The 22666-nt window shown below is 60.5% G+C and carries 19 protein-coding genes; 16 read left to right on the top strand and 3 right to left on the bottom strand.

What is annotated here, in order from left to right:
- Window positions 1-49: 49 nt before the first annotated feature.
- Complete coding sequence (locus HKK55_RS14000) at window positions 50-823, bottom strand: helix-turn-helix domain-containing protein (protein WP_202020925.1); 774 nt, start codon at window positions 821-823, stop codon at window positions 50-52.
- A gap of 159 nt (window positions 824-982) precedes the next feature.
- Here HKK55_RS14000 and HKK55_RS14005 point away from each other — a divergent pair, with 159 nt between their 5' ends.
- The 3 genes from HKK55_RS14005 to HKK55_RS14015 all read left to right on the top strand — a co-directional run bounded on the left by HKK55_RS14005 (window position 983) and on the right by HKK55_RS14015 (window position 4609).
- The gene (locus HKK55_RS14005; protein ID WP_169355227.1) at window positions 983-1783 is read left to right on the top strand and encodes an SDR family oxidoreductase; all 801 of its coding nucleotides are present in this window, start codon (window positions 983-985) and stop codon (window positions 1781-1783) included.
- Window positions 1776-3602, top strand: a complete 1827-nt coding sequence (locus tag HKK55_RS14010) for a glycoside hydrolase family 15 protein (RefSeq protein ID WP_169355228.1) — start codon at window positions 1776-1778, stop codon at window positions 3600-3602. Before HKK55_RS14005 ends, HKK55_RS14010 begins: the two co-directional genes overlap by 8 nt.
- Window positions 3603-3703: 101 nt before the next feature.
- Window positions 3704-4609 (top strand): alpha/beta fold hydrolase, encoded by a 906-nt coding sequence (locus HKK55_RS14015; RefSeq protein ID WP_169355229.1) that lies wholly within the window; start codon window positions 3704-3706, stop codon window positions 4607-4609.
- Here the strand turns inward: HKK55_RS14015 and HKK55_RS14020 are convergent.
- Window positions 4592-5563: a GlxA family transcriptional regulator gene (locus tag HKK55_RS14020; protein WP_169355230.1), complete on the bottom strand. Its 972-nt coding sequence runs from the start codon at window positions 5561-5563 to the stop codon at window positions 4592-4594. The genes HKK55_RS14015 and HKK55_RS14020 overlap by 18 nt on opposite strands.
- Before the next feature lie 89 nt (window positions 5564-5652).
- Between HKK55_RS14020 and inhA the strand changes: the two genes are divergently transcribed.
- Entirely contained in the window at window positions 5653-6333 is a 681-nt protein-coding gene (gene inhA, locus HKK55_RS14025) for an isonitrile hydratase (RefSeq protein WP_169355231.1), read from the top strand.
- A gap of 34 nt (window positions 6334-6367) precedes the next feature.
- On the opposite strand, the gene HKK55_RS14030 is transcribed toward inhA, so the two are convergent.
- Window positions 6368-6997, bottom strand: a complete 630-nt coding sequence (locus tag HKK55_RS14030) for a LysE family translocator (protein ID WP_169355232.1) — start codon at window positions 6995-6997, stop codon at window positions 6368-6370.
- A 496-nt stretch (window positions 6998-7493) separates the two neighbouring features.
- Between HKK55_RS14030 and HKK55_RS14035 the strand changes: the two genes are divergently transcribed.
- The 12 genes from HKK55_RS14035 (at window position 7494) to HKK55_RS14090 (ending at window position 22634) form a co-directional block, all read left to right on the top strand.
- Window positions 7494-8933: an undecaprenyl-phosphate glucose phosphotransferase gene (locus tag HKK55_RS14035; RefSeq protein WP_169355233.1), complete on the top strand. Its 1440-nt coding sequence runs from the start codon at window positions 7494-7496 to the stop codon at window positions 8931-8933.
- The gene (locus HKK55_RS14040; RefSeq protein ID WP_169355234.1) at window positions 8933-10393 is read left to right on the top strand and encodes a mannose-1-phosphate guanylyltransferase/mannose-6-phosphate isomerase; all 1461 of its coding nucleotides are present in this window, start codon (window positions 8933-8935) and stop codon (window positions 10391-10393) included. The genes HKK55_RS14035 and HKK55_RS14040 overlap by 1 nt, the downstream gene beginning before the upstream one ends.
- Window positions 10393-11304, top strand: coding sequence for a glycosyltransferase family 2 protein (locus HKK55_RS14045; RefSeq protein WP_169355235.1), 912 nt, complete (start codon window positions 10393-10395; stop codon window positions 11302-11304). Before HKK55_RS14040 ends, HKK55_RS14045 begins: the two co-directional genes overlap by 1 nt.
- Window positions 11305-11310: 6 nt before the next feature.
- Window positions 11311-12105, top strand: a complete 795-nt coding sequence (locus tag HKK55_RS14050; RefSeq protein ID WP_169355236.1) for a polysaccharide biosynthesis/export family protein — start codon at window positions 11311-11313, stop codon at window positions 12103-12105.
- Between the two features lie 76 nt (window positions 12106-12181).
- The gene (locus HKK55_RS14055) at window positions 12182-14161 is read left to right on the top strand and encodes an exopolysaccharide transport family protein (protein WP_169355237.1); all 1980 of its coding nucleotides are present in this window, start codon (window positions 12182-12184) and stop codon (window positions 14159-14161) included.
- A complete protein-coding gene (locus HKK55_RS14060) occupies window positions 14161-15342 on the top strand; it encodes a glycosyltransferase (RefSeq protein ID WP_169355238.1) in 1182 nt (393 codons plus the stop codon). Before HKK55_RS14055 ends, HKK55_RS14060 begins: the two co-directional genes overlap by 1 nt.
- Window positions 15339-16679, top strand: a complete 1341-nt coding sequence (locus HKK55_RS14065; RefSeq protein ID WP_169355239.1) for a beta-galactosidase — start codon at window positions 15339-15341, stop codon at window positions 16677-16679. Before HKK55_RS14060 ends, HKK55_RS14065 begins: the two co-directional genes overlap by 4 nt.
- 25 nt (window positions 16680-16704) lie before the next feature.
- On the top strand, window positions 16705-17919 hold the full coding sequence (locus HKK55_RS14070) for a glycosyltransferase family 4 protein (RefSeq protein WP_169355240.1): 1215 nt from the start codon (window positions 16705-16707) through the stop codon (window positions 17917-17919).
- On the top strand, window positions 17910-19013 hold the full coding sequence (locus HKK55_RS14075; protein WP_169355241.1) for a glycosyltransferase family 1 protein: 1104 nt from the start codon (window positions 17910-17912) through the stop codon (window positions 19011-19013). Before HKK55_RS14070 ends, HKK55_RS14075 begins: the two co-directional genes overlap by 10 nt.
- Entirely contained in the window at window positions 19013-20410 is a 1398-nt protein-coding gene (locus HKK55_RS14080) for an O-antigen ligase (protein ID WP_169355242.1), read from the top strand. The genes HKK55_RS14075 and HKK55_RS14080 overlap by 1 nt, the downstream gene beginning before the upstream one ends.
- Window positions 20407-21228, top strand: coding sequence for a DapH/DapD/GlmU-related protein (locus HKK55_RS14085; protein ID WP_169355243.1), 822 nt, complete (start codon window positions 20407-20409; stop codon window positions 21226-21228). Before HKK55_RS14080 ends, HKK55_RS14085 begins: the two co-directional genes overlap by 4 nt.
- Window positions 21228-22634: a lipid II flippase MurJ gene (locus tag HKK55_RS14090; RefSeq protein WP_169355244.1), complete on the top strand. Its 1407-nt coding sequence runs from the start codon at window positions 21228-21230 to the stop codon at window positions 22632-22634. The genes HKK55_RS14085 and HKK55_RS14090 overlap by 1 nt, the downstream gene beginning before the upstream one ends.
- Window positions 22635-22666 lie beyond the last annotated feature (32 nt).

Consider the following 22666-nt stretch of genomic DNA (forward strand, 5'->3'; position numbering starts at 1 on the left):
TCGCCCGCGCCAAGGCCATGTATCGTCGCCAAATGGACAATATGTTTGCTTAACGCAACGCCATGCCCTGCAGCGAAGCGCCTGGCCGAAAATGGCTCGGCGGATACCCCAGCGATCGGCGAAACATCGCACTGAAGGCACTCGGGCTCTGATACCCATGCTCCAGGGCCACTTCCAGAATCGATGCCCCTTGGGCCAGCAACTTCAAGCTCAAGGCCAGTCGCGCGCGTTTGCGCCACTCGCCGAAACTCATGCCCAGTTCACGCTGGAAGATCCGGCTCAGGGTCCGGGCGCTCATGTTCAGCGTATCGGCCCAGGAGTCCAGGCTGCTGTCATCGGACGGGTTGCGGATGAAGTGAGTGCACAGTTTGGCCAACCGCACTTCGCCGGGGACCGGCACATGCATTGCCACCACCGGCGCGACGAGCAGCTCCAGGCGGATCAATTCGATCATGGCCTGCAACCGCAGGCCGCTTTGGCCCGCAATCAAGGTGGCGGCGACAATCAGCTCCCGCAGCAGCGCCGACACTTCGATCACCTGGCAACTTCTACCCAACCCCGGTTCGGCTTCGGGCATCAGGAACAATGTGCGCATGTGCACCTCGCCTGCCATGCGGATCTCATGGGGTATCGCGGCGGGTACCCACAACGCATGGCCAGACGGCACCAGCCAACTGCCCTGGGCGGTGCTGACCACCATCACACCCGAGACTGCGTGAATCAACTGCGCCTGGACATGGCAATGGAGGTGCACCACGTCATCGTTCTGGTAGTTGTCGGCATAGGCCTCAAGCCAAGGCCCGGGTTGGGAGGGGATCGTCATGGGCAGTTCTCACGTCACTCAGGCGTTGATTCTAGCGAAAAGCACCGTGGCGAAAACGATAGATATAGACAGCCATCGTCGCATTTCAGACAACCGGTGAACTTCCATCGCGCGCAGCCAGTCAGCTAACTGGACACTCTGATAAAGGTTGGGTAGACGATGCGCATCTCGTTGGAACAACAAGTGGCCCTGGTCACCGGCGCCAGCTCAGGAATCGGTGCCGGAGCGGCCAAAGCGTTGGCTGAAGCCGGGGCGGCCGTGGTGCTGAACTACAACGCCCAAGCGGCGCCGGCTGAAGCACTGGCGGCGCAGATCAACGCCAGTGGCGGCCGGGCGATTGCCATCGGCGCCGATGTCTCCAAAGAAGCCGATGTCGAGCGCCTATTTGCCCAGACCCTCGATGCCTTCGGTCACCTCGACATTCTGGTAGCCAACTCCGGGATGCAAAAAGACGCTCCCGCTGTGGACATGACCCTCGACGACTGGAACACCGTGATCGGCGTCAATCTCACCGGCCAGTTCCTCTGCGCTCGAGCGGCCTTGCGGATCTTCAACCATCAGGGCATCCGCGAAGGCGTTTCCCGCGCCGCCGGCAAAATCATCCATATGAGTTCGGTGCACCAGGTGATCCCCTGGGCCGGGCACGTCAATTACGCCGCGTCCAAGGGCGGTGTCGAGATGCTGATGCGCACCCTGGCCCAGGAAGTCAGCCAGCAGCGGATTCGTATCAATGGTATCGCGCCGGGAGCGATTCGCACCGCGATAAACCGGGCGGCCACCGAGGGCGCAGCCGAGGTGGAGTTGCTCAAACTGATTCCCTATGGCCGCGTGGGTGACGTCGAAGACGTGGCCAACGCCGTGGTGTGGCTGGCCAGCGATGCCTCCGACTACGTGGTAGGCAGCACCCTGTTTATCGATGGCGGCATGAGCCTTTATCCGGAGTTTCGCGGCAATGGTTGATCTGAAGAACGAACCACAAAGCGCCATCGATGCCCACGGCATCATCGGCGACATGCGCAGTGCAGCGCTGATCAACGACCGGGGCAGCATCGATTTTTTCTGCTGGCCGGAGTTCGACAGCCCGTCGATCTTTTGCTCATTGCTGGACTCCCCCGCCGCAGGGATATTCCAACTCACCCCCGACCTGCCCGACGCCCGCCGCGAGCAAATCTACCTGCCGGACACCAACGTCCTGCAAACCCGCTGGCTGGGCGATGAGGCCGTGGTAGAGATCACTGACCTACTGACCATCAGCGACGAAGTCGACGACTTACCGCTGTTGATCCGCCGAGTGCGGGTGGTCAGTGGCAAAGCGACGATTCACCTGCGGTGCGCGGTGCGCCACGACTACGCCCGTGCCCAGACCCTCGTCACCCTCAACAACGGCGATGTCTGTTTTGAAGCCACTGATCAACCCGGCCTGCGCCTGGCCAGCAGCCATGACCTGCAGATCGACGGCGAAGCTGCAGTCGCCAGTTTTACCCTGGAGCAGGATCAGGGCGCCGAATTTGTCCTCGGCGCCCTCGAAGATCCCCGGGTCAACAGCAACGATACCGACCTGTGCCTGGAACGCACCCTGAAGTTCTGGCGTGGCTGGATCGCCCAGTCCAACTACCGTGGACGCTGGCGAGAAATGGTCAATCGCTCGGCCCTGGCCTTGAAGCTGTTGACCTCGCGCAAGCACGGCGCAATCCTCGCCGCCGCTACCTTTGGCCTGCCGGAAACCCCGGGCGGTGAGCGCAACTGGGACTACCGCTACACCTGGATCCGCGACGCCTCGTTTACCGTCTACGCCTTCATGCGCCTGGGATTTGTCCAGGAAGCCAACAGCTACATGCGCTGGTTGAAAGGGCGAGTCAGCGACTGCCACGGGCAACCGATGAAACTCAATATCCTGTACGGCATCGACGGTCGCCAGGAACTGCCGGAAACCGCACTGACTCACCTCAGCGGCCACGGTGGTGCGCAACCGGTGCGCATTGGCAATCAGGCTTATGATCAGGTGCAACTGGATATTTTCGGCGAGCTGATGGACGCGGTGTACCTGGTCAACAAGTACGGCGAAGCCATCTCCCATGAAGGCTGGAAACATACGATTGAAGTGGTGGATCAGGTGTGTGAAACCTGGAACCTGCAAGACGTTGGCATCTGGGAGATGCGCGGCGAGCAGCATCACTTCCTACACTCGCGCTTGATGTGTTGGGTAGCCCTGGACCGTGCCATTCGACTGGCCTCCAAACGCTCGCTGCCAGCGCCCTTCGCCCGCTGGGACGAAACACGCCAAGCCATTTACCAAGACATCTGGAGCAACTTCTGGAACGAAGAACGCGGGCATTTTGTGCAGCACATCGGTAGCACCGCCCTCGACGGCTCGATGCTGCTGATGCCGCTGGTACGCTTCGTTGCCGCCACCGACCCACGCTGGTTGTCGACCCTGCAAGCGATCCAGAAAAGCCTGGTGCGCGATGGCATGGTCTACCGCTACCGCAACGACGACAGCCAGATCGATGGACTGCAAGGCACCGAGGGCGCGTTTGCTGCCTGTTCATTCTGGTACGTCGAATGCCTGGCCCGCGCCGGGCAAGTGGAAAAGGCGCACCTGGAGTTTGAGCAACTGCTGCGCTATGCCAACCCACTGGGGTTGTATGCCGAAGAGTTCGACAGCCAGGCGCGGCATCTGGGCAATACGCCCCAAGCATTGAGTCATCTGGCGTTGATCAGTGCCGCGACCTTTCTGGACCGTAAATTGAGGGGTGAAAAAACCGTCTGGCAACCTTGATGGGCTTCGCCCCACACGCAATTACCCTCATTTGGAAAGCATCCTGCAACCGGTTTGGCGCTACAGTTTGACCGCGCCTCTTGCCCTTGATCGGAGCACACATGACCACAATCGCCCCATTACACCGCGTACGCACCACGATGCTCGACATGGCCTATGAAGCCCACGGCCCGACCGAGGGTGACGTGGTGATTCTGCTGCACGGTTTCCCCTACGATCCCCGAGGTTATGACGAGATTGCACCCGTGTTGGCCGCCCGTGGTTGTCGGGTGTTGGTGCCTTACCTGCGCGGCTACGGCCCGACGCGGTTTATCAACGCAGAGGTGATGCGCTCCGGCCAACAGGCGGCGCTGGCCAAGGACCTGTTGGACTTCATGGATGCCCTGACCATCCCTCAGGCTACGTTGGTGGGTTATGACTGGGGTGGACGCGCCGCCTGTATCGTCGCCGCCTTGTGGCCCGAGCGGGTGCGCGGCCTGGTAACCGGCGATGGCTACAACATCCAGGACATTGCCAAGTCCATCCAGCCACGAGCGCCCATCACTGAGCATCGGTTGTGGTACCAATACTACTTTCACACCCAACGAGGCGTGGACGGTTTGACTGCCAACCGTCGCGAGCTATGTGAACTGTTGTGGGCACTGTGGTCGCCGTCCTGGGCCGAAGGACCGAGCCTGTACGGCAAGACGGCGCCTTCGTTTGATAATCCGGATTTTGTCGACGTGGTGATCCATTCTTATCGCCATCGTTTCATGTACGCCCCTGGCGATCCGGCACTGCAGGCGATTGAGCAGGCACTGGTACAGCCGCCACCCATTTCGGTACTGAGCATTTCATTGTGCGGTGCTGACGATGGGGTGGGACCTGCACCGGAGGAGGATGAGGACCTGGGGTGTTTCACCGGGTTTTATCGACGCCAGGTCCTGGCAGGTGTTGGTCACAATATTCCCCAGGAAGCGCCGCAAGCGACGCTTGAGGCGGTATTTGAGTTACTCGACAGAAGCTGAAAATCGCTCGCGATAAGACTGGGGCGTCACCGATAACGCCCTTAGAAAACTACGACGCATGGTTTCTTCGCAGCCAAAACCGCAGTGCACTGCGACCCTTTTGATCGAGACGGCGCTGTCGGCCAGTTGCCGGCGCGCCGTTTCCACCCGGATCAACTCCACCGCCCGCGCCGGGGTCTGGCCGGTTTCTGCGCGGTAGTGGCGCACAAAACTGCGCTCACTCATGCCCACCTGCGCGGCCAGCGTCGGGATGTTCAGGTCCAGGTTCAAATGCTCGGCAATCCAGGCGTGCAACTCAGCGAAGCGGCTGCCGCCCTTTTGCAGGGACAGCGTCACGCTGAATTGCGATTGCCCGCCAGGACGCTTGAGGAACACCACCAGGTGCCGAGCCACTTCCAGCGCCGTGGCCCGGCCCAGGTCCTGTTCCACCAGGGCCAGGCACAGGTCGATGCCGGCGGTGACACCGGCCGACGTCCATAGCGAACCCTGCTGGATAAAGATCGGATTGGCCTCGACCGTAAGCTTCGGGTATTTGCGCGCCAACTCTTCACAACGAGTCCAGTGGGTCACCACGCGGCAACCGTCCAACAGACCACTGGCGGCCAGCAGAAAAGCGCCGGTGCAGACCGAGGTCATCCGTCGCGAATGTGCGGCCTTGCGCCGAACCCAATCCACCAGCGCTGGATCGTCAGCCGCGCCGTACACACCCCAGCCACCGGCAATTACCAGGGTGTCACACGGGGCATCAGCCGCAGGCAACGGTTCGGCCACCAGCGCCAGGCCAGCGGAGGTCATCACCGGCTCCACCTGTGCGGCGATCACATTGATGGCGTAAGGGACTGGCGACCCTTGCTGGCGCACCAGGTCATTGGCCGAAGCAAACACTTGCAGCGGCCCGGTGACGTCGAGCACCTGCACATTGGGAAAAGCGAGCACGTGGATGATTTTCGGCATGTTTGGCGTGATTCGTGGGCTTAATGGCGTATACGCCAAAGGTTAGGCCACTACAGTGAAGTCGTCCATCCCAATCCCCGGAGTTTCACATGACCTTGCAGATCGGCTTTCTGTTGTTCCCCGGTATCCAGCAATTGGACCTGACCGGGCCCTATGATGTGCTGGCGTCCTTGCCGGACGTGAAGGCCCATCTGATCTGGAAAGACCTGCTGCCGGTCACCTCCAGCACCGGCCTGGTATTCACCCCGACCATGACCTTTGATGAATGCCCGAAATTGGATGTGATTTGCGTACCCGGTGGCGCGGGTGTCGGCGCCTTGATGGAGGATCCACAGACCCTGGACTTCCTCAATACGCAGTCCCATACCGCGCGTTACGTGACCTCGGTGTGTACCGGCTCGCTGGTACTCGGCGCGGCGGGCCTGCTGAGGGGGCGCCGGGCGACGACCCATTGGGCCTACCACGACATGCTGTCCACCTTGGGTGCTATCCCGGTGCAGGAACGCGTGGTCCGTGATGGCAATCTGTTCACTGGGGGCGGGATCACAGCCGGGATTGATTTTGCCCTGACCCTGGCGGCAGAGCTGTACAGCGAGGCGGCGGCGCAACTGGTGCAACTGCAGCTGGAATATGCCCCTGCACCGCCGTTCAACGCCGGCCGGCCAGACACCGCACCGGCCGATGTACTGGAGGAAGCCAACAAACGTACGGTTGAGTCGCGCAAGACACGCGGGGCGATCGTAGCGCGGGCGGCAGCGCGGTTGGGTTGAAATCGCCGGGATCGTTCCTTAAGGGAACGGTCTCTCATGCTGGACGTGACATCAACATCAAGCGCAGCGCCAGGGCCATCAACACCGTGGCCAGCCCCCACTTCTGCAACCCCGAAGTCCGGGAACTGGCGGAAAAAAACCGGCTGACAGCGCTACCGAAAATACCCAACACCCCATGGAACACCCCACTGATCAGTGTCAGGATCAACCCCAACTGCACCAACTGCAATGCAATGGAACCAGCCTCGGGCTTGACGAACTGCGGCAGGAACACCATGAAAAACAGCAGCGCCTTGGGGTTGAGCAGGCTATTGAACATGGCGCGAACAAACACCTCGCTCAAGCGCACTCGAGTGACTTGGGACGTATCCAGGCCGGGTGTTTTTTGCAAGGTCTTGAATACCAACCACAGCAGATACATCACCCCCGCGTAACGAATCAGGTCAAAAGCCGGCGGCCAACTGGCGACCACCGCCGTCACCCCGGTGGCCGTCAACGCGGTCAGCAGTACGTCCGCCACGCTGATACCCAGTCCTGATGCCACTCCGCCACGCCAACCGTAGGTCACACCATGGCTGATGACAAAGGCCATGTTCGGCCCCGGTGACAGTAACAGCAGCAGGACAGAGCCTGCGAAGACAGCAAGGGTCGCGCAGTCGATCATGCTCAAATCATCCGCTGGCAAAGCCTGCAGATTAATCAGGCCTTGCGAGAAAAAACAAAAAATTGAACTGGATACGCCTGCAATCCATCGCCAGTGCCATGTCGCAGTCTAGAACGCCCCTCTTCCTATACCTGTCAAAAAAAAGGATTCCCTGGCAAGCAAGAAACTTTCCATATTTGTTCCTACACTCCAAAAAGCCATCACTTATTCTCGATAAATCTGAGCACAGCCCCAAATAAGTCAACAAACTGTCGCTCAGAGAGTAGCCTATGATTTGAGGAGGCAAATACCGCAAATTCAGTCAATTACTTGACAGATTATCCGGCAGTTGCCACTATTTGGCCACTATCTCGCAAATTCCCTGCAGTCCGTAGACAGGCAATTGCGTTTTACCCAGCGAAGCCACTGTTCGACTTGCTCCCTTTATAAAGTGACCCTGCTTTATATGGATGACAGCCGAATATGGACATCCTGGTGGTGCAACGAGGGATGATTTATGAGTGAGAAGTCGTCGGTCGATAGCCTGTTTCTAACTCGTACCGGCTTTATTGAGTTTTTTGTGGTGTTCGTCAAATTGCTCCACGGTGTAACAGCGGTGTTGCCTGCGGTGGTCTTGTTGTTCTACCCGCAGCCCATGGAAGCAGACCTGCGTAATCACTTCCTCGTCCTGCTGCTGTTTTTCGCGACTCTGACCATTATTCTGTTCCAGGCCCTGGGGGTGTATTCCGAGGAGCTGTTCAGCAATCGCCTGCGCTTTCGGGTCATGTTAGTGGCCTGGACATCGGCGTTCTGCATCCTGCTGTTTATGTATCAGATATTGCTGCTGTTCCCGCAGTTGAGCCCACGCAACCTGGTGTTCTGGTTCACCACCAGCCTGGGACTGTTTGGCGTTGAGCGCATCCTGATGCTGCGCCTGTATCGCAACCTGATGAAGAACGGCAAATACCTGCAGCGCACAGTGATTCTCGGCTTCACCGATACCGCCGTGCATGTTGCCGAACACCTTTCGCGCAACAGTGATATCCGCTCCGGCCTGATCGGCTTTATCGACGACCGTACCGAGCGTATCCCCAAGGAACTGAGCAACCTGCCTCTGCTGGGCAACACCCGTGACCTGGAAAAACTGATCCGTTCCGAGCAGGTCAACCAGGTGATGATCACCCTGCCGTGGGCCGCCGAGCAGCGTATCAATGGGCTGGTCAAGCGCCTGCGGCAGATGTCCGTCAATGTCATGCTGGTACCGGACATGGCCGCCCTGCGCTATGGCCATAACCGCATCACTGATGTCGGCGGCATCCTGATGTTCAACACCTCGCAGTTGCCCTTGCGCGGCTGGTCGCCTTTTATCAAGCGCTGTGAAGACCTGCTGCTGGCTAGCATCGCGCTGATGCTGCTGTCGCCCCTGATGCTGGTGACTGCCATCGCCATCAAACTCGACTCCAAGGGCCCGGTGCTGTTTCGCCAGAACCGCTTTGGCTACAACGACAATGTGATCCGGGTGTTCAAATTCCGCTCGATGTACACCGATCAGACCGACCATAACGCCGACCGTCAGACCACTCGTGAAGACCCACGTATCACCCGGGTAGGTCGGATCATTCGCAAGACCAGCATCGACGAGCTGCCGCAGTTGTTCAACGTGCTGCTGGGCAACATGTCGATGGTCGGCCCACGTCCTCATGCCACCGCCACCAAAGCCGCCGGTGTTCCTTTTGAGGAGGCTGTCAGCGAGTACAGCTCAAGGCATCGGGTCAAGCCGGGCATCACCGGATGGGCGCAGATCAATGGCTATCGTGGTGAAACCGATACGCTCTACAAAATTCAAAAACGCGTCGAGTACGACTTGGAGTACATCTCCAAATGGTCGGTATGGTTCGATTTGTACATCGTCTTCATGACGGTTCCGGCCGTTCTTTCCACCAAGGAAGTCTATTAATGAATACCCTCAACGGATTAATCCCCTGCATCATTTCCGGTGGTTCGGGTACTCGTTTGTGGCCAGTATCCCGGCAGAACATGCCCAAGCCGTTCATGCGCATGCGCGACGACCAGAGCCTGTTGCAGAAGACCTTCCTGCGGGCCAGCCAGTTGCCTGGTGTGGAAAACGTGTTGACGGTGACCAACCGTGACCTGCTGTTTCGCACCCTGGACGACTATCGCGGGGTCAACAAGGCGCAACTGGGTCTTGACCTGCTACTGGAACCCTTCGGCCGCAACACCGCCGCCGCCATTGCCGTGGCCGCGTTGCATGTGCAAGAGCATTTCGGCGCCGACGCTCAATTGCTGGTGATGCCCGCCGACCATCTGATCCTTGATGAAAGCGCGTTCGCCGACGCCGTGGCCCAGGCTCGCGACTTGGCCGAGTCCGGCTACCTGGTGACCTTCGGCATCCAGCCGGACCGTCCTGAAACCGGCTTTGGCTACATCGAACAAGGTGATGCCCTGAGCCAGGGGTTCCGGGTCAAGCGCTTCGTCGAGAAACCGGACCTGGCCACCGCCCAGACTTACCTGGATGGCGGCAAACACTTGTGGAACGCCGGGATGTTTTGCTTCAAGGCCGCCACGGTACTGGAAGAACTGGCCACCCATGCCCCCGCCGTACTGGACGCGGCCAAGGCTGCCCTTGACCACAGCCAGACCCTGACAAACAACCACTCCCGCCAGCGGGAACTGAACGCCGAAGGTTTCGGCACTGCGCCGGACATTTCCATCGACGTGGCGCTGATGGAGAAATCCGCCCAGGTTGCCGTGGTGCCTTGCGATATCGGTTGGAGCGACATTGGTTCCTGGGAAGCCCTGCGCCAACTCACCCCCAGCGACGAACACGGCAATCAGGTCAATGGCGAAGCCATCCTGCATGACGTGCACAACTGCTACATCGACTCGCCCAAACGCGTCCTCGGTGCGGTGGGCGTGCGCGACCTGATCATCGTCGACACCCCGGACGCGATCCTGATTGCCGATGCCAATCGCAGCCAGGATGTGCGCTACATCGTGGCCGAACTCAAACGCCAGAACCATCCGGCGTTCAGCCTGCACCGTACCGTCACCCGGCCGTGGGGCACCTACACGGTGCTGGAAGAAAGCACCCGGTTCAAGATCAAGCGCATCGTGGTCAAGCCCAAGGGTTCGTTGTCCCTGCAAATGCATCACCACCGCAGCGAGCACTGGGTAGTCGTCAGCGGCGCGGCCATGATCACCAATGGCGACCGTGAAATCCTGCTCAACATGAACGAGTCCACTTATATTCCGGCCGGGCACAAGCATCGCCTGACCAACCCCGGCATCATCGACCTGGTGATGATCGAGGTGCAGAGCGGTGAGTACCTGGGAGAGGACGACATTGTGCGGTTCGACGATATCTACGGTCGGGCGCCTCAGGAAGTAAAACCCTGATGCGCACCTCGTTGATTATCCCCACCCGCAACGCGTCCAGCCATCTGGATCGGCTGTTGCCCGCACTGCGGATGCAAACCTTGCAGCCGGACGAGATGCTGGTGGTCGACAGCGCCTCAAGTGATGACACCGTGGCGCGCTTTCGCGAGTTTGGCGCCCGGGTCGAGGTGATCGACGCCAAGGACTTCAATCACGGCGGTACTCGTCGTTGGGCCAGCGAACAGGTCGGCGGCGAAGTGTTGATCGTCATGACTCAGGACGCGATTCCCGCCAATGCGCAAACCTTCGCCAATCTGATCACCGAATTGCAGCTCGACCCGCTCAACGGCGTCGCCTACGGACGCCAACTGCCCCACCCCGGCGCCGGTGTACTGGGCGCGCAGTCGCGGCACTTCAACTACCCGGCCCAGAGCCGCAGCAAAAGCCTGGCCGATGCCCCCGAGCTTGGGATCAAGACCTGTTTCAGCTCCGATTCTTTTTCCGTGTACCGGCGCAGCGCCCTGGAGGCGGTGGGTGGTTTTCCTGCCGATGTGATCGGCAGCGAAGACGCCTATGTTGCCGCGCGCATGCTGCTCGACGGCTACAAGGTGCGCTACGCCGCCACCGCCGAGGTTTATCACTCCCACGACTACGCTCTTATGGACGAGTTTCATCGCTACTTCGATATCGGTGTGTTCTACGGCCGTGAGCCATGGATTCGCCAGGCGTTTGGTGACGCCGGCGGTGAAGGTAAGCGCTATGTACTGGCCGAACTTCGAGCGCTGCGCGAAGCCGGTGCATTGCATCGCACACCGGAAGTCGTGGTGCGCAGTGCCTTTAAATTGCTGGGCTATCGCCTCGGCCATCTTGAACGCTACCTGCCCAAATCGCTCAAGCAGCGCCTGGGTATGTTCTCCACCTACTGGACTTGAGCCGTCATGAAGACTATCAACCGACGTTCCCGTCTTACCCTGCTCAGCCTCCTGAGTGTCTCAATCTGGCTGGCAGGCTGTTCGACCCCCGCGCGAGTGCCACTTCCTGACAACGATACGCTCAAGGCCGGCCACCAAGCGGCGCTGACCCTGGCTGATCTGCCGCCGGCTCAGGTGCTGATCCAGAGCGGCGATTCCCTACGCATCGTACGTGATGTCCAGGAACCGGCGGCCACCGATGAGATGAGCATCTTCGTGGTGCGCCCCGACGGGGTGATCTCGATGCCCAATATCGGCCGGGTCAAGGCAGCGTCGCGTACGCCCGAGGACCTGGGCAAGGAGATTACCGAGAAATACAAGCGCATCTACCGCGAGCCAGCGGTGACGGTGAACATCGCCAGCGCACCAAGCAACCGCGTGTTTATCGGCGGCGCGGTACCTAACCCGGCGTTCTTCAACTTGTCGGGCCAGGTCAGCGTGGAACAGGCGCTATTCAGTTCCGGCGGTGTGTTGCCCTCGGCGGACAGTTCCAATATTGCCCTGCTGCGCACCGGATCCGACGGCAAGTACAGGCTGTACTACGTCGACGTGAGCAGCATGTTGAAAGACCCGACGCATCCGCTGGTGACATTGCAACGAGGGGATTTGATCTACGTGCCGCAGTCGAGCATTGGCGCCACGGTGGAAGCGGTGGACATGTACTTCACCAAGCTGTTTCCGGTTAACAAAGGGGTTGGGCTGGGTTTGAACTATCAGCTCAATAACACGTCCGGCAATACCACCTACAACCTCAGCCCATGATCATGGTGCAGGCTTGGTATCACTCGAACCTGCTGATTCCATCCGGTATACAACATTTATTCAACGGAGTGATCCTGTGATCGAAATCCGCTCTCTACGCGACTTGCTGCGGTTGTTCTTCATCTTCCGCCGCGAATTCAAGCTGGCAGTGATCACCACCATCGTGGTCGCCGTGCTGGGTGCCTTTCTGCTGCCGGCTCGTTATGAGTCCGACGCGCGCTTGCTGGTCAAGCCGGGACGAGACAACACCACGGTGCCCATCGAAGCCGGCAACCGTCAAACGCTGATTGCCCCAAGCACCCAGCACGACCCGATCGTTGACGAGGAGAAAATGCTCACCGGTCGGCCGATCGTGCACATTGTTGCCGAGCGCTACCTGGCCATGACCTCCGAGCCGCCGCAGGGGTTCTGGAAGACCACCAAGTTCTACGTCAAGAAGGCCGTCGGCAGCGTACTCGACGGCGTGCGCAGCGTACTGCAATTTATCGGCCTGGCCGAGAAGCAAAGCCCACTGGAACGCCTGGCGACCAATCTGGAGAAAAACTTCGAGGCCAGCCATGAGCCGGGCTCGTCGGTGATCGAGATTTCGTTCAAATGGGACGATCCCGCCGTTGCGCAAAAAATCGTCGAGACCTGGGTCGACGCCTACCTGGAAGAGCGTGCGCGGATCCTGGGGCGCAAGAGCCTGCATACCTTCTATGAAACCGAGGGGGCCAAGGTCGCCGCAACCATCCTGAATCTCAAGGAAGAACTGCAAGGCCGCTTGAAGCAAATCGATTCGATCAGTGTCCAGGCGCGCCTGGAAAACCTCACCAGCCAGATCAACCGCATCACCGACGCCAAAGTCGGCGCGCAGAACCAGCTCTCGGGGATTCGCAGCTTCCTGGTCAACGCCAGCCAACAGATCAAGAATCAGCCCGCCGAAGTGGTGACAATGCGGGAAACCAGCCTCAACCCGACTCAACTGGACCTCAAGCGCCAGCTCAACACGTTGCAAGTGGAGCGCGCGCGCCTGCTGCGCACCTACCTGCCGGGCACGCCACAGGTCAACCAGATTGAACAGAACATCCGCGACCTGGAGGCCTTGAGCGCCCAGGAGGCCACCCGCCTGGAACGCTCGCAGAACAGCGCGCCCAACAGCCTGGTGATCAACATCAAACAGCAAGTGATCGACGCCCAATTGCAGGAACGCAAGCTGGCCGGGCAAATCGAAGACTACGACAAGACCCTCGAGACCCTGCGCTCCGAGCGTGACCAGGTGATGACCGATGAGCCGGAGCTCAATCGCCTGACCCAACAACTGCACACCGCCGAGAAAAGCTATGCGCTGTACTCGGAAAACCTTGAACAAGCGCGCATCGACCACGAACTGGACAGCAGCCAGATCAGCAACATCGCCTTGATCGAACACGCCACCCTGAACCCGGCTCGAGTGTTCCCCAAAAGCTTGCTGATTCTGCTGTTCACCATCCCCGCCGGCCTCGCCGTGGGCCTGCTGACCATCTACGTGCTGTACCTGCTGGACCAGCGCATCCACGACGGCGCGCGGCTGCAAGAGGTCTTCCATGTACCGCTATGGAGCAGCATCCCCGACGTGCACGATGCAACACCTGCCGCGCTGACGGCGAGTATTTATCGTCTGTATAGCCTGCTGCCCACCGACCGCATAGCCCGCGAGGGCTTTGCCCTGGGACTGACCTCGGCGCGCCATGGCGAAGGCGTGACATTCATCATCGAGCAGTTGAAAAACCTGCTGGTAGAGCGAGGTCATCAGGTCACGATCAATGGCACACAAGTAGCGCAACCGGGTGAAGTGTTGCTGCTGGACGCCTCTGCCCTGTCGTCCAACCCGCAGGCGTTCCTGACCTTGCGCCGCGCCAACCAGATTGTGCTGGTGATCGAGGCCCGAACCAGCACCGTGCCAACCATTGAGAACGCCCTGTCGCTGCTGACCACCGCGTTCGGCAAGGTCGATGGGATCATTCTCAACCGTCGCCGCTTCGAAGTGCCGGCCAACGTCTTGGCACGGATCAACAGCTGGCGTGGAGCGGCCTGATGCGGATTGCGCTGCTGGCACCGCTGCCACCCGAACAAACCGGCATTGCCGACTACGCCGCGCACTTGTGCAACGCGTTGGTCGAGCTGGGCATTGAAGTCCTCACACCGCTCAAGGGCTGTCACGACCCGGCTGAGCTGCAGCGCCGGCTGCGCGGGTTTGACTGGAGCAGCGTGGACCTGGTCCATGCTGAGCTGGGCGGTGGACGCTTCGGTGAATTCCAGGCGCTGGATTACTTGCGCCAGGCTCACCCACAGTTGCCGCTGACTGCCACCGTGCATGACCCGGAGCGATTGATCTGGCGCCGGGCCAAGTTATTCTTCCCGCTGACCCTGCTCGAACGCCTGCCCCATCCGATGCCTCAGGCAGCAGCGTTACTGGCCGACCCGTTGACCCTGCATGAAGAACGGCGCGTGGCCAAACACATGCGCCGCCTGATCACCCTCACCCGCCTGGGCGGGGACTGCTTGCGCCAACGCATGGGGCTACGTGCGGACCAGTCGGCGGTCATTGCCCACGGCAACCTGGTCATTGCGTCGGTGGCACTGCCGCCACTGGAACCATTGCGTCTTCTGTATTTCGGCTTTATCTACCGCGGCAAAGGTATCGAGGACCTGCTTGAAGCCCTGGCGCGCGCCCTGTCCGCCAACCCTCAATGCCGTGGCCAGGTACGCCTGACCCTGGCCGGTGGCACAGCGCCGGAAATGACGTTCGACCCCGCCGGCAATTACCTGGAAGGCTTGCGCCAACAGATCGACACGTTGCACCTCGGCGACGTGGTGGATTGGCAACTGGACCTGCCTTCGGCCGACATCGCACGCACGATCCAGGATCACCATGTGATGGTGCTTCCCTACCGCGAGTCGAAAAAGCTCGGCTTTTTGGGGCAGATGCGTGGCACCAGCGGCGCTCTGTCCTGGGCCAATGCTTGCGCGCGTGGCGTGATCACCTCAAATGCACGGGCCTTTGCCGAAGAAGTGGCCGCCGGCAACGGCGTCACTTATCAGCAAGGTGATATCGACTCGTTGAGTGATGCCCTGAGCCGTTTGATGCTGGACCCGCAACAGGCTCGCCAGTGGGCCGACCAAGCCGCTGAAATCGGTCGGCAACGCCAATGGCCTAACACGGCCCAGCGCTTTGCCGAATTGTTCCAGGCTGCATGTAAGGAGCCATCCCGATGAACACTTCACCTATTCGCCCCTGGGTGCGTTTACTGCCACTGACGCTGGTCCTGGCCGTCGGCAGCTCCATGCTGCTGAGTGAAAAAGTCGACGCCGAACCGGTAAACCTTGCGCCTCAGCGCACCGTGGTGTGGAAGGATTTCCTGGGGGTAAACGCGCACTTCCTGTGGTTCAAGCCAGAGCAATACCGCAAGCAAATCAGCCAGTACCAGAAGCTGGGGCTGAACTGGGTACGAGTCGACCTGCATTGGGACCGCCTGGAGCCTCAGAAAAAGGACTATCAACTGAGCACCCTCGATGAACTCGACAAAACCCTCACCGAGGAGAATATCCGCTCGGTGTTCTACCTGGTGGGCTCGGCGCCGTTTATAACCACCGCGCCCAAGGGTGCGCCGTTCCAGGACCAATACCCGCCCCGGGACGCCAGCGTGTATGCCTTGCGCCTGGCGATGCTCGCCAAGCGCTATCCGCGTATCGACGCCTGGCAGGTCTGGAACGAACAAAACCTGCCCAATAACTGGCGCCCCGCAGTGAACGCCAAGGAGTACGGGCAGCTGTTACTGGCCAGCCACCAGGCGCTGAATCTCGCTGCGCCGGGCAAGACCCAAGTGATGGGCGGCATGGGGTATTACAGCCAGATGCCGCCCCGCGGCAAAACCCTGATGTTCGAAGCACTCGGCGCGCTGGGGGTACAAAGTCTAGGCATGGTGGCGGCCTATCACCCTTACACGATGACCCCGGAAACCGATGAGCCAGGCAAGAACGAAGTGCTACTGCGGGGCAACCAGCTCAATACATTGCTGCACAACGCCGGGATCAAGGACGTGTGGGCCACCGAATGGGGCTGGTCCAGCTATGCCGGCCCCAAGGAAATGCAACGCCTGATCGGCGTCGACGGCCAGGCCGACTACACCTTGCGCCGCCTGGCGCTGATGGCGTCCCAGGACTACCAGAAGATCTTCCTGTTTGCCCTTTCGGACCTGGATGAACGGGCCTCGGCGCGGGACCAGCATTACGGCCTGCTGGACCTCAACGGCGAGCCAAAACCCGTCTATACCGCCCTTGCGCGCTTCCTGGAAATCACCGGTGCACGTCTCAAGCCCGGCACCACGCCGACACTCAAAGACGTTCCGAAAAACCTGTACAGCGTCGCGTGGACCCGCGACGACGGTAAACACCTATTGATGTACTGGAGCCCCGACGGCACAAATATCACTCTGCCCGAGGTACACAACGCCGAACTGATCGACCCGCTGACCGGCGCCCGGCAAACCCTTGACGATGGCAACGGCATCCGCCCACCGGTCAAACCGACGTTGCAGATATTGGTGTGGTAACGCATTCAGGTATGGAGAGCAGTACGTGAGAATTCTGTGGATTGTTCCCTATTTGCCGTGGCCCATGACCAGCGGCGGCAAGACCCGGCAATACCATCTGCTGCGCACGCTGAGCGAGCGCGGGCATCGCATTACCCTGCTGGCGCAGTCGAAAACCGAGGCTGATGCGTTCGTACACGAAGCCCTTGAGCCGCTGCTGGAGCGCCTGATCGTCGTGCCCCGTCGCCCGCTGAAACACCCCTTGACCCTGCTCGGCGGCCTGTTCGCGCCTTGGCCTTTGTTGACCACGGTCAATGGCCTTTCGGCGCCGTTACGCCAACGTTTTGATGAATTACTGAGTGAATCCTGGGACGTCATTCAGGTTGAGCACAGCTACAGCCTGCAACCGTACCTCAAGGCGTTACAGCAGCAATCCCGAAGCTTCGTGCTCACCGAGCACAACCTGGAATCCAGCCTGGGCGGCGCTACCTATGACCGCTTCCCGGCCTGGGCCAGCTTGTTTGTGCGTTACGATCAATGGCGCTGCGAGCAATGGGAGCGCAAGGCGTTTGATGCCGCCAGCCATGTCATTGCCGTGACGCAAACCGATGCCCAAGCCATGCGCCAAGTCACTTCGACGCCGGTCAGCGTAGTGGTCAACGGTGTCGACAGCCGCGGCTTCGCCGATGTGACCGCCGACCCTCAGAGCCTGCGCCTGTTGTTTGTCGGCAACTATGAATACGCGCCCAACCTCGACGCCGTACAGTGGCTGCTCGACGACATTTTTCCCCGTGTGTGGCTGCAATGCCCCACCGCCCGGCTGGCCGTCGCCGGCTACGGTTTGCCTGAGGAGTGGCGCGACCGTTGGCCCGACGAGCGCATCGAATGGCTGGGGTTTGTCCCTGACTTGACGGCGCAGCAACGCCGGTGCGCAGGGTTTGTCGCGGCGCTGCGCCATGGCGGCGGGTCCAAACTCAAAGTGCTGGAAGCCATGGCCGCCGGGTTGCCTTTGGTCAGCACAGCCCAGGGCGCATCGGGACTGGCCATCCGTGCCAACCATCACTACTTGGCCGGCGAAAGCACTGAGGCCTTGGCCGATGCCATCGTTCACTTGCTGCATCAGCCGGTTCTGGCCCGACAGTTGGCTGATGCCGCACGCGACTACGCGCGCAACTTTCACGACTGGGCAGTGGCCAGTAACGAACTGGAGCAGATCTACCACACGTTGCCCCCCCATCAGGAGCGTCCAGCATGCGCGTAGCCGTGGATTACCGCCCCGTCACAGTCGCGCCTTCTTCGGGGATTGCCCGTCAGGTCAAGGCGCTGGAGCAAGCGCTGCATGAGCGCGACAACACCGAAGTGGTGCTGTTCAGCGAAGCACCGTTGGCTCACCCCCAACGTGAGACGGCGCTATGCCCGCCCTGGGCCAGTCCTTTGGACGGCTTGCAACGGCCTCAGGTGCGACTGCGCTTCGAACGCAAATTCCTGCCGCGAGCACTCCGCGAGCAGCGTATCGACCTGTACATCGCCACCGCTAACATGGGGTTGCCCCTGGGTCATAAACCCGCGGGTACCCGTTATGTGCTGGTACTGCATGACCTGTTTCAACTGACACAGCGCAACTTCCATCGCTCGAAACTCAAGGCCTTGGCCTATCGCCTGATCGATGGAGTATCAATCGCCTGGTCAGTGTGGCGAGCTGATCGGGTGTGGTGCCCGTCGCAGTTTTCCTGCAACGAAGCGACGCGGCTATTTCCCTGGGCCCGCGCCAAGTTCCGTGTGCTGTACAACCTTGTCCCAGCGTTCAGTGAGACGTCTGAGACGCTGCCCGACGGTTTGCCAACGCGCTATTGGCTGGTGGTGGGTACACGGGAGCCACGCAAGAACATGGAGCTCTTCCTCACACAGTGGCAAGCCAGCCGTGCCAGGGACCCGAGCGTACCGGACCTGATACTGGTGGGCCACGCCAGCGATGTGCCTGACACACTTGGTGGCTTGGCTGGCCTGCATTGGCGCAGCGGCTTGTCTGATGGCCAACTACAGGCGCTCTACCGTCACGCCGCCTGCCTGTGGCAGCCTTCGTATGCCGAGGGCTTCGGTCTGCCAGTGGTGGAAGCGCTAAGTGTCGGCACGCCGGTGGCGGTCGCCAGGGGTTCGGCCCTGGACGAAGTCGCACCGCCTGACGCTGCGCGTTTTGATCCACACAATGGTGCACAATTGCAGGCCCTCATGTTGTCTCTGGCCAAACCTGTGGGCACCCTCGACCCCGAACCGCGACGCACATGGGCCAGGCAGTTTGCCGAACCGGCTTATCGCCTGAATCTGGACACTTTGCTCAAGGAATTGACCCCCTGATGCTGCCAGGAAAACTCATCAGTCTGATTCTGGGCCTGGTCTTCGGCGCATTGCTGCTGGCACTGCCGCCGATAAAGGTCTTGATGGTCGTGGTTGGCCTCGGCGTGGCGTTGACGCTGATCCGCAAGCCGTTGTGGGGTTTGCTGATTTTTGCGGTATTTGCCACCAGCATTCCCTACACCACCCTGGAGCTGGGGGTCCGTACCACCATCAGCGAGGCGGTGCTGGGGCTGACCTGGGTCGGCGTGTTCTGGCAATCGTTCATCGGCAAGACCCGCGGATTTCTGCTGTGGCGCCCCACCGAACGCGCCCTGGCGTGGTTGATGCTGTTCAGCACGATTCCGTTTATCTGGGGCATGATCATCATCCACGCCGAGGGCAGCGGGCCAGTCAACTGGGTGCGCTGGCTGATGAACCTGTCACTGTTGTTTATCGTGCCACTGCTGCTGCGCACCGATGCCGACCGCGACAAGGTGGTGGTCGCCCTGCTGCTGGGCAACCTGGCGATGCTGCTGTTGTCGATCTTTATGTTCCTCAAGACGCGCAACGCGATGTCGATGATCCAGATTCTCACTGACCTCAAGTACGCCCACCCAGAGGCAGTGAAAGATATCTTCTCGGCCAACTACCAGCGGATGGCATCGCCATGGGTTCACCCGAACCTGACGGGGGGCGTGCTGGTGCTGTTTATCCCGTTGGCGCTGTTCTATGGCTGGACCCGCGCCGGTTGGCGTCGGGCGCTGGGTCTTGCGGTAGCCGTGCTGGGCTGCGCCGGTCTGCTGCTGAGTATTTCCCGTGGGGCGATTGTCGCGCTGGTGCTGATTCTGTTCTGGCTCACCTACAAACGCGTCCCTCACAGCGGGCGAATCATAAGTATCGGTGTGGCCTTTGTGGTGGCGCTGGTGCTGTTTTACCCGCCGCTGCAAGAGCGTTTGCTGACCATGTTCTCAGCGAGCAACGCCAGTACCGAAGTCCGCTTTGACGAATACGCCAAATTCCCCGAAGTGATGGCGCGCTACCCCTTGGGTATCGGTTTCAAGGTAGACCCACCGGTACCGGGAACGGGCCTGCTGGGTATTTCCAACCTGTGGTTGAACTTCATTTACAAGATCGGTATTCCAGGCCTGCTGCTGTTTATCACCGTCACTGTATTGTGGTGGCGCGAAGTGCGGCCACACGGCCCTGTGCGCAAGGTCACCGCAGAAAATGCACTGTGGCTGGGTTGCGTATGCGGCGTGTTGGCAGCGCTGCTGACCGGGATATTCGACCACTACTTCAGTTTCACCTTTGTACTGATCGCACTGTTTTGGCTGTTGATGGGCATCAGCCTGCAACAAGTTCGCCTGCGCCCCACCCTAACCGCCGACGTTTCAGCGCCCAAGGATAACCAACCATGAAACACCGGATTCTGCACTCCACTGATCTGCCCGACAGACTGTCCAGCTTGGCCAACGAAATGGGTGTAAGCCTGGACGACTTGCAACAGGCCCTGGCTTGGAGCCTGGCCAACGACGTGATTTTCGAAGATGGCGCAGGCGAGGGAAAACGCTTCTGGATAAGCTCCATCGACATCGAAAAGCGCATCGAACAACCCGTGGCACGCAGGTTGTACCATCGTTTGAAGCAGGATATTCCGTCAGACCTGGTTCCGATGTATGGCAAAAACTGGATCACCATCAAGGACCGTTGGCGCAATGCCTGGGATATGGCCTACAACATCGTGATCAACAAGATCCCCAGCCATCATGTGCGCCTGGCCTGGTTGCGTCTGGGCGGCGCAAAAATCGGCAAAGGCTCAAGCCTTTGGCGCAATACCGAAGTACTGGGTATGCATAACCTGATCATCGGCGAAGATTCAGTGGTCGGCTGGCACTGCGTGGTGGATGCCCGCGCCGGCCTGGTGATCGGCGACCATGTGGCGATTGCTTCCCATGTGTTGATCATCGCCGGCAGCCATGACTTGCAGGCACCGGAGTTCTGGTCGATTTCCGGGCCGATTTACATTGAGGATTATGTGTGGATCGGCACTCGTGCGCTGATTGGCTTCGGCACACGGCTAGGACACGGCTCGGTGGTCACGGCCAATACGGTGATCGGCAAAAACGTCGCCCCTTACAAAATTGTTGGCGGTAGTGGTGCCAAAATCATGGGCGAGCGTACTCACGACCTGACTTACAAGGTGGGTGGCAAAGGCCTGTTCACCCTGTTTCATTAATGTTTGGCAGCACGCTGTGGCTGACCGTGGCGACGCTCGCCGGGCTGGTGGCCGGCTTTGCCCGCGAATGGCTGCTGGTGGCGGCGTGGGGCGCGGGCAGCCGCAGCGATGGGTTTCTGGTCGCCGTGTTTCTGCCCGAAGCCCTGCGCATGACCCTGGCCGCGGGCCTGCTCGCGGCCGCTGCCCTGCCCCTCTATCAACAACGCGACCCACAACGCCAACAGGCGTGGTTGGCCAGCCTGTCGCCGCGCCTGCTTGGCGTGGGGCTGGCGCTCTATGCGCTGCTGGCCTTGGGCGCGCCGCTGTGGGTGCGGCTGATCGGGCCGGGGCTGGATGCCGCCGCCCAGGCCCAGGCCACTGAAAACCTGCGCTGGCTCGCCGCGTGTGCGCCGGGGTTGGTGATGCACGGCTTGTTCAGTATTCCGTTGCAGGCTCGCCAGCGCTTTGTGCTACCGGGATTAGGTTCGCTGTTGTTCAACCTGCCGCCGGTGCTGTACCTGTTTATTCGTGGGACCTCCAGCGACAGCGCCGAACTGGCGATGAGCTTCTTTGCCGGCAGCGTGCTGATGTGCTTGCCGCTGCTGGTGCCGGTCTGGTCTTTCGGCTGGCGCCCCTGGCAGGTCAAGGGCGACGCACTGGCCGGGCGCGAATTGCTCGCACGCATCGGTCCGTTATTGGCCAGTAACGTCGCCAGCCAGGGCCTGGCGTTGCTCGAACGGCTGATTGCCAGTTACCTGGGAGAAGGTGCCGTCACCTGGGTCAACCTGGCACGCAAACTGATCAATTTGCCGTTGATTGCGCTGATGAGCCTCAACCAGGTTTTGTTGGGCTTGATGAGTGGCGAACAAGGTCAACAACGCCTGGCCCTGCTGCGCCGAGGCCTGGACGCCGCTACCTTGCTGAGCCTGCCGGCGGCCCTCGGCCTGATCGGCGCCAGCCCGGTATTGATTCATCTGTTGATGCCAGCGCAAAGTGCCGACGGCCCCTTGCCCGCCCTCCTCGGTTGGTTCGCCACACCGTTGGTATTTGGGGCCTGGAACGCCATGCTCGCGCGTTACGCCTACGCCAGCGGTGATACACGCCTGCCCCTGCGGTGCGAGCTGCTGGGCAGCGTGATCAACGCCGCGCTGTTGGTGCTGTTGCCATTCTTCCTCGGCCTGCCGGGTATCGCCTTGGCAGCGTTGGGCGGGGTCATCGTCACCAACCTGCTGCTGATGCAGCGCCAGCAATTGCTTGGACAACTCGGCTGGCCGTTGCAATGGGGGCTGAGCGTGGTATTGCTGGGCTTCGCGGCGCTGGTGCTGCACCCGCTGCACAGCGATGGTTGGCAACTGGGCTTGAGCAGCTTGGCCGGGGCGCTGGTGTTGGGGGGCTTGGGGTGGTGGTTGAAACCGTGGAAACAGTGAGGCTTGCCACCACCGCCGAACACCTCGGCAGT

The organism is Pseudomonas sp. ADAK18, assembly GCF_012935695.1.
Classification (GTDB): Bacteria; Pseudomonadota; Gammaproteobacteria; order Pseudomonadales; family Pseudomonadaceae; genus Aquipseudomonas.

Excerpts from the sequence above, each read along its gene's own strand:
- HKK55_RS14000 (WP_202020925.1), bottom strand. The coding sequence starts at position 823 with ATGACGATCCCCTCCCAACCCGGGCCTTGGCTTGAGGCCTATGCCGAC.
- HKK55_RS14005 (WP_169355227.1), top strand. The coding sequence starts at position 983 with ATGCGCATCTCGTTGGAACAACAAGTGGCCCTGGTCACCGGCGCCAGC.
- HKK55_RS14010 (WP_169355228.1), top strand. The coding sequence starts at position 1,776 with ATGGTTGATCTGAAGAACGAACCACAAAGCGCCATCGATGCCCACGGC.
- HKK55_RS14015 (WP_169355229.1), top strand. The coding sequence starts at position 3,704 with ATGACCACAATCGCCCCATTACACCGCGTACGCACCACGATGCTCGAC.
- HKK55_RS14020 (WP_169355230.1), bottom strand. The coding sequence starts at position 5,563 with ATGCCGAAAATCATCCACGTGCTCGCTTTTCCCAATGTGCAGGTGCTC.
- inhA (WP_169355231.1), top strand. The coding sequence starts at position 5,653 with ATGACCTTGCAGATCGGCTTTCTGTTGTTCCCCGGTATCCAGCAATTG.
- HKK55_RS14030 (WP_169355232.1), bottom strand. The coding sequence starts at position 6,997 with ATGATCGACTGCGCGACCCTTGCTGTCTTCGCAGGCTCTGTCCTGCTG.
- HKK55_RS14035 (WP_169355233.1), top strand. The coding sequence starts at position 7,494 with ATGAGTGAGAAGTCGTCGGTCGATAGCCTGTTTCTAACTCGTACCGGC.
- HKK55_RS14040 (WP_169355234.1), top strand. The coding sequence starts at position 8,933 with ATGAATACCCTCAACGGATTAATCCCCTGCATCATTTCCGGTGGTTCG.
- HKK55_RS14045 (WP_169355235.1), top strand. The coding sequence starts at position 10,393 with ATGCGCACCTCGTTGATTATCCCCACCCGCAACGCGTCCAGCCATCTG.
- HKK55_RS14050 (WP_169355236.1), top strand. The coding sequence starts at position 11,311 with ATGAAGACTATCAACCGACGTTCCCGTCTTACCCTGCTCAGCCTCCTG.
- HKK55_RS14060 (WP_169355238.1), top strand. The coding sequence starts at position 14,161 with ATGCGGATTGCGCTGCTGGCACCGCTGCCACCCGAACAAACCGGCATT.
- HKK55_RS14065 (WP_169355239.1), top strand. The coding sequence starts at position 15,339 with ATGAACACTTCACCTATTCGCCCCTGGGTGCGTTTACTGCCACTGACG.
- HKK55_RS14075 (WP_169355241.1), top strand. The coding sequence starts at position 17,910 with ATGCGCGTAGCCGTGGATTACCGCCCCGTCACAGTCGCGCCTTCTTCG.
- HKK55_RS14080 (WP_169355242.1), top strand. The coding sequence starts at position 19,013 with ATGCTGCCAGGAAAACTCATCAGTCTGATTCTGGGCCTGGTCTTCGGC.
- HKK55_RS14085 (WP_169355243.1), top strand. The coding sequence starts at position 20,407 with ATGAAACACCGGATTCTGCACTCCACTGATCTGCCCGACAGACTGTCC.
- HKK55_RS14090 (WP_169355244.1), top strand. The coding sequence starts at position 21,228 with ATGTTTGGCAGCACGCTGTGGCTGACCGTGGCGACGCTCGCCGGGCTG.